Origin of the sequence: Rhodococcus sp. LB1 (genome assembly GCF_001583455.1) — a bacterium.
Taxonomy (GTDB): domain Bacteria; phylum Actinomycetota; class Actinomycetes; order Mycobacteriales; family Mycobacteriaceae; genus Rhodococcus_F; species Rhodococcus_F opacus.
Genome location: NZ_LTCZ01000419.1, coordinates 23,609 through 36,425, shown reverse-complemented (window position 1 = coordinate 36,425; position 12,817 = coordinate 23,609). Strand labels below are relative to the sequence as shown.

The window sequence follows — 12,817 nt, the reverse complement described above, 5'->3', positions numbered from 1 at the left end:
GACGAAAACCATAGGGACACCCCCCCACGTGAGTGGCAAAGTGTGCTCCCGCACGCTTTGCCACTCACGTGTCGGTTGCGGGTGGATACTGGGCCGATGAGAGTGCTCGGGGTCGCCGTGGTGGCGGTTCTGTTGCTGCTCACCGGCGCCAACGAGGCCTCCGCGCAGCCGAGAATCCTGCTGTCGCAGGAAGAACTTCCACCCGCCGCAGTCCCCACCCAGGCAGGCGACAGCGTCCGGGTCCGCTACTCGACGCTGCGCACCGCGACCGCGACCGGTGAGTCGACCGGATCGGTCTTCCTTCCCCGTGGTGATCCACCGGACGGCGGCTGGCCGGTGGTCTCCTACGCACACGGCACGGTCGGGATCGCCGACCAGTGCGCACCGTCGGTCGCCGGGCTCAACTACGTCGAACTGCCCGCGGTCGAACAGTGGCTCGCCGCCGGATACGCCGTCGCGGCAACGGATTACGCGGGAATCGGCACGCCGGGTGTCAATGCCTACCTCGACGGCCCTGCGGCCGCCGCGAACGCGGTCGACATCGTCCTGGCCGCACACGACATCTACGGCGACGTGCTCAGCGACCGGTGGATCGTCACAGGGCTGTCGCAGGGCGGGCACGCGACCTACTTCGCCGCCCGCGACGCCGCCGCCCGGGCACCCGCACTCGACTACCGGGGTGCGGTCGCCGTGGCGGCGCCGACGCACCTCGAACAGCTCTTCCCGGCCGCGGGTCCCGCGATTCCGGCACTGCCGACAACCGGAATCGTGAACTACGCGTTGCTGACCCTCGCCGGCATCGACGACCAGCGGCCCGAGGTCGACATCCGGCGTTACCTGTCGCCGAAGGGAATCGAACTGATGGAGCTGGCGAAGGTGACGTGCAGCCGGGAACTCGGCCGGTACCTGCTCGCCCATCCCACTTCGGTCGGCGACCTGTTCGCGGCGCCGCTGTGGAACGAGCAGTTCCGGGAGCTGTTCCGGGAGATGCAGCAGGTGCCCGTCGACGGCTTCGACCGCCCTCTGCGGGTGGTGCACAGTCTGTCCGACACTTCGGTGCCGATTCCGTTGACGTGGGCGCAGCTCGCCGAGATGCAGCAGCACGGCGCGAACGTCGAATACCAGCAACTCGTCGCCGAGAACCACCGCGAATCACTGATGGCCTCCATGCCGGACTCCCTCGCCTTCGCGGACCGCGTCCTGTCCGCCGGGTGACGCTCACGCAGGACGACTGGGTTTCACCTCCGAGGTGTGACGACAATCGGCTTCGCGGGACCGACACTCGACGAATGAAACCCGTCGGGGCCGCGGTGCGTGGGTGGGTCGGCGCGCGCCTGCCCGAGAAGCGTCACCTGAAAGCCGACCTCGTCGCCGGACTGCCGGGTGCCATCGCCAGCGTGCCCGACGGCATGGCGTCGGGCGTGCTCGCCGGGGTCAGCCCGATCCACGGCCTGTACGCCAGCCTCGTCGGGCCCGTGTTCGGCGGCATGCAGACCAGCACCAAGCTCATGGTGATCACCACGACCAGTGCATCCGCGCTGGCCGCCGGCTCGGCGCTGGCGGAGGTGCCGGACGCCGACAAGTCCTCGGCGCTGATCCTGCTCACACTGCTGGCCGGGGCCATCATGATCGTCGCCGCGCTCCTGCGGCTCGGCCGATACACCCGATTCGTGTCGCATTCGGTGATGACCGGATTACTCACCGGCATCGCCGTCAACATCGTGTTCGGACAGTTCCCGGACCTCGCCGGCGCCGACGCCGAGGGGTCGTTCTCCGCCGAGAAGGCATTCGGCGTCCTCCTCCACCCGGCTCGGATCGACCTGCCGTCGCTGGCGATCGGCGTCACCGCGCTGCTCCTGCTGATCGTCCTCGCCCGCACACGGCTGGCACTGTTCGGTTCCCTGATCGCCTTGCTCGTCCCGACCGTGGCCGTCGTGGCGTTCGGCCTCGACAGCGTGGCGTCCGTCGCCGACGTCGGAACCATCCCGACCGGACTTCCGCTGCCGCAGATCCCGGACCTCGGTCTGCTCTCGCCCAGCCTGATCGGCGGCGCGGCGGCGGTCGCGGCGATCGTGCTCGTGCAGGGTGCGGGCGTCGCCGAGGCGGCACCCAACCTCGACGGCACGAGGTCCAGACCCAACGAGGACTTCACCGCGCAGGGCGTCGGCAATGTCGCGTCGGGACTGTTCGGTGGGATGCCGGTCGGCGGTTCGGTCGGGCAGACCGCGATCAACACGTCGGCGGGTGGCAAGACACGCTGGGCCGCAATTTTTTCCGGGCTGTGGATGGCGGTGATCCTCGCGGCGTTCTCGTCGCTGGTGGGGAAGGTGCCGATGCCGACCCTCGCTGCGGTGCTGATCTTTGCCGCGGTCGGGTCGATCCGCCCGTCCCGGATCGCGGCAATCCTCCGCAGCGGTCCCAGCTCGAAGATCGCACTGATCACGACGTTCGTTGCGACGCTGCTGCTCCCGGTCACCGCCGCGGTGGGGATCGGGGTGGCGTTGTCGCTGCTGCTGCAACTCAATCAGGAAGCGGTGGATCTCAAGGTGGTGCGCCTCGTTCCGGGTCCGCGCGGAACGTTCCTCGAGACGCCCGCGCCGAAGGTGCTCGCCAGCCGCGAGATCGTCGTCCTCGACGTGTACGGAAGCCTGTTCTACGCCGGTGCCCGCACGCTGCAGGTGCTTCTCCCGGATCCGGGCGAGGCGGAGCGCGCCGAGGTCATTCTCCGGTTGCGCGGCCGGACGACGCTGGGCGCCACGTTCTTCTCCGTGATCGGGAACTACGCCGACCGGTTGTCCGCTGTCGGCGGACGCCTCTATCTCAGCGGTCTGAGCAGTGAGGTGTCCGAGTACTGGGACGACGACCGGCTCGCGAGTCAGGGAATCGCGCTGGACATGTTCCCGGCCACCGACACTATCGGCGAATCGACCCGGCGCGCGTTCGTCGACGCGCAGAAACGGCTGGTCCGCACCCTCCCCACGTGAGTGCCACTGCGTCCCCCGGCACACTTTGCCACTCACGTGCGGTTCACCCGACACGTGCGAGGCGGAGACGACGCCCCGACCCTAGGGTTCGGACATGGGCTCAGTCATCGGAGAACTGTTACCGCTCGCGGTAGGTGTGGCGATCTCGCCGATACCGATCATCGCCGTCATCCTGATGCTGCTGTCGAAGCGTGCGGGCGGTGCCAGCGCGGGCTTCGGTGTCGGCTGGATCCTGGGGATCCTCGCCGCGACGGGCATCTTCATGCTCCTCGCCGGCAGCATCGACACGTCCGACTCCGACGGTCCCTCCGCGACGGCGTCCTGGGTGAAGGTGGTTCTCGGTGTGCTGCTGCTCCTGCTCGCGGGACGGCAGTGGAGAAGCCGCAACGCCCACGCGGAGCCACCGAAGTGGATGCAGGCCGTCGACGACCTGAACTTCGTGAAATCCACCGGTCTCGGATTTGCGCTGGCGGCAATCAATCCCAAGAACCTGCTGCTCTGCGTGTCCGCGGGCGTCGGGATCGGCACGGCCGGGGTGAACGGCGGCGAGCAGGTGGTGGCCCTGATCGTGTACACCGTGCTGGCCGGATCGACCGTCCTCGTCCCGGTGATCGCCTACGCCGTCGCCGCCGACAAGATGCGGGGGACCCTCGACAACCTCAAGGTCTGGCTCCAGGCCAACAACGCCGCGGTGATGAGCGTGCTGCTACTCGTGATGGGCGCCGTCGTCCTGGGCAAGGGGTTCGGCGGCTTGTTCTGACGCGACGGCATCCGGTCCGCGCAGGTAATGCCCGACGTAACCCTCGTCGAGCGCGATGGCCTTGACGATCACCGCGGAACCCACGATGACGACGGAGAGGACGAACAGCCAGCTGATCGCGGTGAACACCAGGCCGAGCGGCCCGAATTGGTGTTGCGCGGCGGCGGTGATCCGGGGCAGGACGAGACGTCCGCCGACGTGGAGAGCGGTGAGCGCGGCGGCGGTCAGCGCGCCCGTCGCCCAGAGCACGCGACCCTTGAGGGTGCCTATCGTCAACAGGTACGGACTGAGGGTCCACACGGCCATCCACACCGCGAACTCCCCGGCGACTGCGAGAGGTGGTCCGATGAATCGGATGCTCGTAAGCTCGCTGGCCACGCCGATCGCCGTCCCCGACATTGCGACCGCGAACAGGACGACGAGCCACCGCCAGGCGTCTCGAAGATTGATCGACGGGACGTTCCAGATCTTTCCGTAGATCCGGGCGAGTGCCCTCGCGAAGGACGTACCGCTGATTGCGACCATCAGCAGGCCCACCACGCCGAACGCGGCGAAGGAGGCGTCGGTGGTGTCGACGGTGCCGGACGTGGACGACAACTCCGTGGGGTCGAAGCCGAACTGGGTCTTGATGGTGCGTGCGGTCACGTTCCAACCGCTCAGCGTCGATGCCGCAATCATCACGGGCAGTACCGACGTGAAGATCCTCGCGGCGAGCGTCATCGACCGGTCGACGAGTTCGATCTCGATCAGCCCGTCGATGACGCGCCGAACGGTACGGCCGGGAGGTGTGCCCTGCAACCAGCCGTTGGCCGTTTCGGTGCGCGCGGCCAGAGCTTCCCTGGCCAGCGCCACAGACAGTTTCGTCGACCGCACATCTCGAGCGAACACCTTTCGGACCCGCTTGTCATCATCCGCGTCAGGTGAGAACGCCCGTCACGGGCGGATGATGCACCGGAACCCGATGTGGCACGTCGACGTCTCCTCGGTGTCACCCTGCCGGGCGGAGGGTCGGTAGCGCAGACAGTAGTTGGGCGCGCACAGATGCGAGCCGCCCTTGATCACGCGGCGCGCGTAGGGCTCGTCCGGGTTCTCGGCGCGTGCCGTGTCGACTCTCGGGTTGGTCGGAATGCAGCAGGAACTGGTGGGTGCGACGTTCTTCCCGCTCTCGGAGTGATCCACCGTGAAGTAGTCGGTGGTCCACTCCCACACGTTGCCGGCCATGTCGCTGAGTTCGTAACCGTTGGGCCGGAAATGGCCGACCGGCGACGTCCCGGCGAAGCCGTCCTCGAGGAGGTTCTCCCAGGGGAACCGTCCCTGCCAGACGTTTCCGCCGGGCCTGCCGCCCGGTTCGTGCTCCTCGCCCCACACGAACGGCTTCCGGTCCAGGCCGCCGCGGGCCGCGAACTCCCATTCGGCCTCGGTCGGCAGGTCCTTGCCCGCCCACTCCGCGTAGGCGCGGGCGTCGAACCACGACACGTGCGTGACGGGATGGCGTTCGCGTCCGCCGACGTTACTGTCAGGACCCTCCGGGTGCCGCCAGTCCGCGCCCGGGGTGAACGACCACCAGCGGGTGAAGTCGTCGAGCGGGACGGGTCCCGCCGTGGGGGTGAACACGAGCGAACCGGGCACGAGCAGAGCCGGATCCGCGCCCGGGTACTGCGCGGGGTCGGGGGCGATCTCGGCGGTCGTGACGTGACCGGTGGCCTTCACGAATCGCCGGAACTCGGCGACGGTGACCTGGTGCGTGTCCATCCAGAACCCGTCGACGGTCACCTGGTGGACGGGCCGTTCCTCGGGGTAGAAGTCCTCCGAACCCATCCAGAAGGTGCTCCCGGGGATCCACGCCATGTTCTTCGGAGCTGCACCAGTCATGGGGTCAGACTGGCACGACGACGGCCGCCGTGCGAAGGGACGCCCCGTAAACCCGGTGAGAGGGGCAGGGGTTGCGGTACCGTCGGCTACTCGATTCGCAATGCTGTTCTCACCGTGCAGGGGGCTCCTCCGAATGGATGGACGGATTCCGCGTAGGTCGTTCGTTCGTGGACTGGCGCTGACGGCCGGGCTCGGTGCGGTCGGGGTGGGATCGGCGAGCGCCTACCCGTTCGGGATCGATCCGCTGCGGCCGTTCGTCTTCTCCTCGCCGCCGCTCCAGCCGTTCCGGGAACAGTTGCCGCCGTTGCCGATGGTGGGTGGGAGCTCCGTCGAGGTGCACGCGAGCAGCACGACGCACGTGTTCCATCCCGACCTGCCGGCGTCCCCGGCCCTCGGCTACGGCGGAATGGACTACCTCGGCCCGACGATCGAAGCTCACGTCGGCGAACGGACCTCGCTGACCTATCGCAACGACATCGCGAGCAACCCCCTCGCCGCCGACGTCGACACGCGGATCCACGGCGTGAGCGAGCAGGACCGCACCCAGGTGCCGACGTCGCTGCACCTGCACGGCGGCCGGACGCCCCCCGAGTTCGACGGACACCCCGAGGACACGATGCGGCCCGGGGAGGGAATGGTGCACGAGTTCCCGAATCAGCAGGACGCGTGCGCGCTCTGGTATCACGACCACGCGATGGGCGTCACCCGGCTCAACATCTACGCCGGGCTGGCGGGCATGTACCTCCTGCGCGACGAGTACGACACCGGTCGGAGCGGTAACCCGCTGGGTTTGCCGTCGGGCGAATTCGAACTTCCGCTGGTGTTGCAGGACAAGAACTTCACCGACGACGGACGGCAGAGTGTCCGATCCAACCCGCTGAATCCGCAGGGCAGCTGGGAGGCAGCCACACCTGGTGACGTGGGGGTGGTGAACGGCAAGGTGTGGCCGGAAATGTCGGTGGCGCGGGGCCTGTACCGCCTGCGGATGGTGAACGCCGCATCGTTCAGCGTGTGGAATCTTTTCTTCGAGAACCGGATGAGGTTCTGGGTGATCGGCGCGGAGGGCGGGCTGCTCGACGCGCCGGTCGCCACAGACCACGTCCGGCTCGGACCCGGCGAGCGGGTGGACCTCCTCGTCGACTTCGGGACCCTCGCACCCGGAACGACGGTGGAACTCCGCAACGACGAGCCGATACCGGCGCAGGTCGCGCAGCGCGGGGTGCAGATCATGCCGCGGTTCTGCCGGTTCCGGGTGGGGACCGCCGCCGGGTTCACCGGTGGCGTGCCGGAGACTTTGCGGGGCGCAAGCCGTGGTCTCGCCGTCCTCCCGCCCGTCGCGCGGCCGTCGGTGGTGCGCAACGTGTCGGTGATGCAGCTCGCGCAGGGTCTCGGTCAGCCGTCGCCGCTGATGTCGCTGAACAACCTGCGCTACACGACCGACGACATCGAGATGCCCCGGCAGGGAACCGTCGAGCAGTGGAACATCGTCAACGTCACGCCCGAACCGCATCCGATCCACCTCCATCTGGTGACGTTCCGGGTGATCGGACGGCAGGCGATCGACACGAACGCCCTGATGCAGGCGGTCCCGGTGCCTGCGGTCGGGATGCGGTGGACGCCGTCGGCGGATCCGTTCGTGCTCGGGCCGAACCTTTCGCCCCAGGTGTGGGAGTCGGGTTTCAAGGACACGGTGATCGCGGACGCGAACTCGATCACCCGGATCATCGTCCGGTTCCCGACCGCCGACGAACTCGGCTTCGACCCGGACGCCACGTTCGGGATGTCGGCGCACACGATGGATCACTCCGAAGGCGGCCACGGCCACATGGAGCAGTCGTCGCATCCCCTGCAGGGCTACGTGTGGCACTGCCACATGCTCGATCACGAGGACCACGACATGATGCTGCGGTACCGCCTGGTGCCCTAGGCCCGTGAGTACTTATTAACGTCCGGCGGTTGATAAGTACTCACAGGCGCGTAGCGCAAACTTAAAAGCAGTCTGGACTGTTTTCTTTTTTCGGCCTACAGTGCTGGGTGTGACACCTGACACAGAAGTAGCCAAGCCGACCCGCACGCAGGCCGAGCGGACCGCGGCGATGCGCACGAAGCTGCTCGACGCGGCCGTCGACTCCCTGGTCGAGCTCGGGTACGCCCGCACCACCACGCAGGGCATCGCGCGGCGGGCGGGGGTGTCGCGCGGCGCGCAGCTACACCATTTCCCGACCAAGGAGTCGCTGGTGGTGGCCGCCGTGGAACATCTCGTGGACAAGCGGCTGGAGGAGATCCTCGCGGCCGAAGTGGATGCTGGTCGGGGCGTCGAAGTGCTCGCCGACGCCTTCTCCGGCCCGCTGTTCTATGCGGCCCTCGAGCTGTGGGTGGCCGCCCGCACCGACCCGGCGCTGTACGAGGCGACGGTTCCGCTCGAGCGGAAGGTCAACGACGCTCTGCGCCGCGGGTCGGCGGTGGTGTTCGGCGATCGGTTCGACGCCGACGCCATCGAGCTCACTATCGAATTGGTTCGCGGCCTGGCGGTGTCGGCACTGTTCCGCACCCCCGAGGCCGAACAGTCACTACGCGCGCGGCTGTTGCCCGTGTGGGAATCGAAGGTGGAGAAGTCGTGAATCTTCCGCAGCACGTACACACCCTCATCGTGGGGGCAGGTTTCGCCGGTATGGGACTGGCGGCGCGCATCCTGCAGACGCAACCGCAGGCCGACGTCCTGATCATCGAGCGCGGCGACGACGTCGGCGGCACGTGGCGAGACAACACCTACCCGGGGTGTGCGTGCGACGTTCCGACGTCGCTGTACTCGTACTCGTTCGCGCCGAGCGCCGACTGGAGTCACACGTTCGCCCGCCAACCCGAGATCCACCGTTACCTGAAGAAGGTCGCGGCCGACACCGGTGTCCGGTCCCGGGTGCTGACCGATTGTGAACTGCAGGAAGCGCACTGGGACGATGGCGAGGCCATCTGGACCGTCCGGACGAGCCGCGGAACGCTGACGGCCGACGTCGTGGTGGCCGCGACGGGTGCGCTGTCGACGCCCAGCGTCCCGGACATGCCGGGGCTGGAGACGTTCGGCGGCACCACGTTCCATTCGGCGACGTGGAACCACGACCACGACCTCGCCGGTGAGCGCGTGGCCGTCATCGGCACCGGTGCGTCTGCGGTGCAGTTCGTACCGGAGATCGCGCCCGCGGCCGAGCATCTCACCGTGTTCCAGCGCACGCCCGCCTGGGTGATCCCGCGCCTCGACCGCGAACTGTCCGGCTCCGAGAAGGGCCTCTACCGGCGACTGCCGTTGGTGCAGAAGGCTGTCCGTGGGTCCGTGTACAGCTTTCGCGAGGCTCTGGGTGGTGTGCTTGCACACGCGACCGGGCTGCTGCCGGTGTTCGAAATGGTAGCCAAGGTGCACCTGCGCAGGCAGGTGCGCGATCCCGAACTGCGCCGGAAGCTCACGCCGAATTTCACGATCGGCTGCAAGCGGATGCTTCTGTCGAACGACTGGCTCCGAACCCTCGACCGTCCCGACGTCACGCTCGTAGACGCGGGACTCGCCGGGGTCACGCCGGACGGCGTGGTCGACGCGGTGGGGGGCGTGCACAAGGTCGACACCATCATCTTCGCGACCGGCTTCACGCCGACGGAACCGCCTGTGGCGCACGCGTTGCGCGGTGCGAACGGCCGCACGCTCGCCGAGCACTGGGGAGGGAGCCCGAGCGCGTACAAGGGGACCACCGTCGCCGGGTTCCCCAACCTGTTCCTGATGTACGGTCCCAACACCAACCTCGGGCACAGCTCCATCGTCTACATGCTCGAATCGCAGTCCGCGTACATCGCCGACGCATTGAACACGATGCACCACAGCGGCATCACCGCCTTCGAGGTCACCGAGGAGGCGCAGCGCCGGTACAACACCCGCATCCAGTCCGGCCTGCAGTCCACCGTCTGGAACAAGGGCGGCTGCTCGAGCTGGTACTACGACTCCGAGGGACGGAACTCCGTCCAGTGGCCGACCTTCACCTGGAAGTTCCGCTCCCAGCTGCAGCGCTTCGACCAGGAGAACTACGTCTCACGACGCAGGGCCGCGAAGGAGACCGTCGCGTGACGCACTACGACGTGATCGTGGTCGGCTCCGGTTTCGGCGGCAGCGTCGCGGCGCTCAGGCTCACCGAGAAGGGCTACCGGGTCGGTGTTCTCGAAGCGGGCAGGCGTTTCGCCGACGACGAGCTGCCCGAGACGAGCTGGCGGCTGCGGCGCTACCTGTGGGCGCCGTGGCTGGGCTGCTACGGCGTGCAACGGATCCACCTCCTCCCCGACGTCCTGGTCATGGCCGGGGCGGGCGTCGGGGGTGGGTCGCTGAACTACGCGAACACCCTCTACCAGCCGCCGCGCCGCTTCTTCGAGGACAAGCAGTGGGCGCACATCACCGACTGGCAGGCGGAGCTGGCCCCGTACTACGAGCAGGCGAAACGGATGCTGGGCGTGACGACCAATCCGTCGTTCACCCCCGCCGACGCCGTCATGCGCGAGGTGGCCGAGGAGATGGGCGCCGGTGAGACGTTCACGTCCACACCGGTGGGCGTCTTCTTCGGCGAACCGGGATCGCGGGTGGCCGATCCCTTCTTCGGCGGAGTGGGACCCGAGCGCACGGGGTGCACGGAGTGCGGCAGTTGCATGACGGGTTGCCGGGTGGGCGCGAAGAACACGCTCGTGAAGAATTACCTCCACCTCGCCGAGAAGGCGGGCGCCGTGGTACATCCGCTGACGACGGTGAAGGCATTGCACCCCCGGGCGGGCGGCGGTTACGAGCTGCGGACCCGCCGCACCGACGGAATCCGCAAGCGGGAGCACACGTTCACCGCCGACCAGGTGGTGGTCGCCGCGGGCACGTACGGCACCGCCCGGCTGCTGCTGGCGATGAAGGAATCCGGTGCGCTGCCGCGGTTGTCGCCGCGGCTGGGATCGGTGGTGCGCACCAACTCCGAGGCGGTCCTCGCGGCCACGGCGAGGAACCGCGCCACCGACTTCACGAAGGGTGTGGCCATCACGTCCTCGTTCCACCCGGATGATCACACCCACATCGAACCCGTCCGGTACGGCAAGGGCAGCAACGCGATCGGACTGTTGCAGACGGTCCTCAGCGACGGCGGCGGCAGGACGCCGCGGCTGCTGAAAACGGTGGGTGTGGCGTTGCGTCGCCCTGGGGCGTTCGTGCGCAGCCTGTCGGTACGGCACTGGTCGGAGCGCACCGTGATCGCGCTCGTGATGCAGACCGACGACAATTCGCTCGAGCTGGCCAAGGGGAAGGGCCGCCTCGGCCGCGCGGTGACCAGCCGGCCCGGACCCGGAGATCCACCGCCCGAATGGATCCCGCAGGGTCACACGGCCATCCGCAGGGTGGCCGAGCGGATCGGAGGAGACCCCGGCGGTTCGTTCGCCGACGTCGTGAACATTCCGATGACCGCGCATTTCCTCGGGGGTTGCACCATCGGGGACTCGCCGGACACCGGTGTCGTCGACCCCTACCTGCGGGCGTACGGACACGACGGCCTGCACGTGGCGGACGGTTCCGTGGTGAGCGCGAATCTCGGGGTCAACCCGTCGCTGACCATCACCGCCCAGGCCGAGCGTGCATTCGCGTTGTGGCCCAACAAGGGTGAGGTCGATGCCCGGCCCGAACCGGGCAAGCCATACGTACGTATCGAACCGTCGCCGCCCCGGAGTCCGGTGGTGCCCGCCGACGCGCCGGGTGCGCTGCGGCTCCCGCTGACGGTCGCAACCCGAAAGGAGACAGTCGATGTGGAGCGTGCCTGAATCGACCACCCAGCGCACCGACTGGCCCGAGAGTTCGCCGCCCCCGTGGCCGGCGGGAGTCCGCGCGACGCTGTGGTGGCATCGCAGCACTGCGGCCGCCCGCGCGCTCGGACCCGACGGCGCCACCGTGCCGTTGACCCTGGCGATGATGGTCGACTACCTGGACTCGCCGGTCGGCCCGTACCGGGAGATCCTCGCGAGTCCGGTGCTCTGCGCGCCCGGTCGTCGCATCGGCGTCCTACCCCGCATGGCGGTCCCGTTCATCGCCGTGGATTCGGAACCCTCCGTTCACGGCGGACGGGTGCACTGGAGCCTGCCGAAGGTGCCGGCCGAGTTCGGCGGCGACGTGCACGGCGACTTCGAGGCGTCGTCCGAAGTATGGCGTGTCACCACGAGCACTCGGCCACGCGGCCCGCGACTGCCGATCGCCGGAGCGCTGGGGTTCGCGCAGCCCGGCGACCGCGGCCTCGTGACGGCATCCGCACGACTGCGGGGCCACTTCCGATATGCCCGCGTGGACGTGGCGGCCGAAGGTCCCACCCTCGGTGCCTGGCTGACGCCCGGCACGCACCACGGCATCGTGATCACGGACGGCCGGATGACCACGGGACCCGCGCAGCTCCGCTGACCCGATGATCAGGCAGGTCGTGGTCCGATGTCCGCGACCACGTCGGCGAGACGGGGCAGCACGGTGTCGCGCCAGCCCGGACCCATCCGCTCGAACGCGTCGCGGCTGCGCTTGTCGTCGAGATCGAAGCCGGAATGATCGAGGAACAGGCGGGTGCCTGCACCCTCGGGAACGAGGCGCCAGACCAGCGTCCAGTTCTCGGTGAACGTGTAGACGAAGCGCCGCTCGGGTTCGACCTCGACCACCTCGCAGGGAACGGCGCCCCAGCCGGGCATCTCGAGGTGGAACCGATGCCCGACCGTGGCGGCGATGTCGCCCGCGGCCCACCAGCGGGCGAGCAGGTCCGGCTCGGTGAGGGCGCGCCACACCTTGGCGGGCGGCGCGGCGATGAACTGGTCGACGGAAATCATGGTGGTGGTGGTGCGGTCGGTCACGAGTCCTCCTCGAGGAAGTCGGCGAGTGTGCGCAAGCGGCCACGCCAGAACCGCTCGAACGGGTGCAGCCAGTCGCCGACGTCGGCGAGCGGCTCGGCGGTCAGGTGGTAGTGCCGTTGCCGTCCGGACGGTTCGTCGCGGACGAGTCCGGCCCGGCGCAGCACCTGTAGGTGCTCTGCTACCGCGGGGCGGCTGAGGTCGAACCGGCCGGCGAGGTCTCCGGCGGTGAGTGGTCCGTCCACCAGGATTTCCAGCAGGCGCCGTCGCACGGGGTTCGAGAGGGCGATGAAGACGTCGTCGTCGGGCACGCCGCGACTTTATG

12 protein-coding genes are annotated in these 12,817 nt (G+C 68.5%); 8 read left to right on the top strand and 4 right to left on the bottom strand.

The annotated features are described in order from the left end of the window. Positions 1–96: 96 nt before the first annotated feature. The 3 genes from AZG88_RS43115 to AZG88_RS43105 all read left to right on the top strand — a co-directional run bounded on the left by AZG88_RS43115 (position 97) and on the right by AZG88_RS43105 (position 3,744). Positions 97–1,215: an alpha/beta hydrolase gene (locus tag AZG88_RS43115; protein WP_061701150.1), complete on the top strand. Its 1,119-nt coding sequence runs from the start codon at positions 97–99 to the stop codon at positions 1,213–1,215. Between the two features lie 74 nt (positions 1,216–1,289). After that, positions 1,290–2,984 (top strand): SulP family inorganic anion transporter, encoded by a 1,695-nt coding sequence (locus AZG88_RS43110; protein WP_231914403.1) that lies wholly within the window; start codon positions 1,290–1,292, stop codon positions 2,982–2,984. A gap of 94 nt (positions 2,985–3,078) precedes the next feature. Continuing rightward, on the top strand, positions 3,079–3,744 hold the full coding sequence (locus AZG88_RS43105) for a GAP family protein (RefSeq protein ID WP_061701149.1): 666 nt from the start codon (positions 3,079–3,081) through the stop codon (positions 3,742–3,744). Here AZG88_RS43105 and AZG88_RS43100 read toward each other — a convergent pair. Beyond that, positions 3,691–4,596 (bottom strand): hypothetical protein, encoded by a 906-nt coding sequence (locus AZG88_RS43100; RefSeq protein WP_005248512.1) that lies wholly within the window; start codon positions 4,594–4,596, stop codon positions 3,691–3,693. The genes AZG88_RS43105 and AZG88_RS43100 overlap by 54 nt on opposite strands. An 81-nt stretch (positions 4,597–4,677) precedes the next feature. Then, on the bottom strand, positions 4,678–5,616 hold the full coding sequence (locus tag AZG88_RS43095; protein WP_005248511.1) for a formylglycine-generating enzyme family protein: 939 nt from the start codon (positions 5,614–5,616) through the stop codon (positions 4,678–4,680). 100 nt (positions 5,617–5,716) lie between these two features. Here AZG88_RS43095 and AZG88_RS43090 point away from each other — a divergent pair, with 100 nt between their 5' ends. The 5 genes from AZG88_RS43090 to AZG88_RS43070 all read left to right on the top strand — a co-directional run bounded on the left by AZG88_RS43090 (position 5,717) and on the right by AZG88_RS43070 (position 12,061). Then, positions 5,717–7,543 carry a multicopper oxidase family protein gene (locus AZG88_RS43090; RefSeq protein ID WP_061701148.1) on the top strand — a complete coding sequence of 609 codons (1,827 nt, stop codon included), beginning with the start codon at positions 5,717–5,719 and terminating at the stop codon, positions 7,541–7,543. Between the two features lie 100 nt (positions 7,544–7,643). Further along, positions 7,644–8,237, top strand: coding sequence for a TetR/AcrR family transcriptional regulator (locus tag AZG88_RS43085; RefSeq protein ID WP_156517756.1), 594 nt, complete (start codon positions 7,644–7,646; stop codon positions 8,235–8,237). After that, positions 8,234–9,724 (top strand): flavin-containing monooxygenase, encoded by a 1,491-nt coding sequence (locus tag AZG88_RS43080; protein WP_061701147.1) that lies wholly within the window; start codon positions 8,234–8,236, stop codon positions 9,722–9,724. Before AZG88_RS43085 ends, AZG88_RS43080 begins: the two co-directional genes overlap by 4 nt. Next, positions 9,721–11,433, top strand: a complete 1,713-nt coding sequence (locus AZG88_RS43075) for an FAD-dependent oxidoreductase (RefSeq protein WP_061701146.1) — start codon at positions 9,721–9,723, stop codon at positions 11,431–11,433. The genes AZG88_RS43080 and AZG88_RS43075 overlap by 4 nt, the downstream gene beginning before the upstream one ends. Further along, complete coding sequence (locus tag AZG88_RS43070) at positions 11,417–12,061, top strand: hypothetical protein (RefSeq protein WP_061701145.1); 645 nt, start codon at positions 11,417–11,419, stop codon at positions 12,059–12,061. Before AZG88_RS43075 ends, AZG88_RS43070 begins: the two co-directional genes overlap by 17 nt. An 8-nt stretch (positions 12,062–12,069) precedes the next feature. On the opposite strand, the gene AZG88_RS43065 is transcribed toward AZG88_RS43070, so the two are convergent. Together AZG88_RS43065 and AZG88_RS43060 are read right to left on the bottom strand one after the other, a co-directional pair. Continuing rightward, complete coding sequence (locus AZG88_RS43065) at positions 12,070–12,471, bottom strand: SRPBCC family protein (protein ID WP_179443273.1); 402 nt, start codon at positions 12,469–12,471, stop codon at positions 12,070–12,072. 20 nt (positions 12,472–12,491) lie between these two features. Further along, positions 12,492–12,803 (bottom strand): ArsR/SmtB family transcription factor, encoded by a 312-nt coding sequence (locus AZG88_RS43060; protein ID WP_005248504.1) that lies wholly within the window; start codon positions 12,801–12,803, stop codon positions 12,492–12,494. Between the last annotated feature and the right edge of the window lie 14 nt (positions 12,804–12,817).

What these genes read in the sequence shown, in the direction of transcription:
- AZG88_RS43115 (WP_061701150.1), top strand. Translation starts at nt 97, where the DNA reads ATGAGAGTGCTCGGGGTCGCCGTGGTGGCGGTTCTGTTGCTGCTCACC.
- AZG88_RS43110 (WP_231914403.1), top strand. Translation starts at nt 1,290, where the DNA reads ATGAAACCCGTCGGGGCCGCGGTGCGTGGGTGGGTCGGCGCGCGCCTG.
- AZG88_RS43105 (WP_061701149.1), top strand. Translation starts at nt 3,079, where the DNA reads ATGGGCTCAGTCATCGGAGAACTGTTACCGCTCGCGGTAGGTGTGGCG.
- AZG88_RS43095 (WP_005248511.1), bottom strand. Translation starts at nt 5,616, where the DNA reads ATGACTGGTGCAGCTCCGAAGAACATGGCGTGGATCCCCGGGAGCACC.
- AZG88_RS43090 (WP_061701148.1), top strand. Translation starts at nt 5,717, where the DNA reads ATGCTGTTCTCACCGTGCAGGGGGCTCCTCCGAATGGATGGACGGATT.
- AZG88_RS43070 (WP_061701145.1), top strand. Translation starts at nt 11,417, where the DNA reads ATGTGGAGCGTGCCTGAATCGACCACCCAGCGCACCGACTGGCCCGAG.
- AZG88_RS43065 (WP_179443273.1), bottom strand. Translation starts at nt 12,471, where the DNA reads ATGATTTCCGTCGACCAGTTCATCGCCGCGCCGCCCGCCAAGGTGTGG.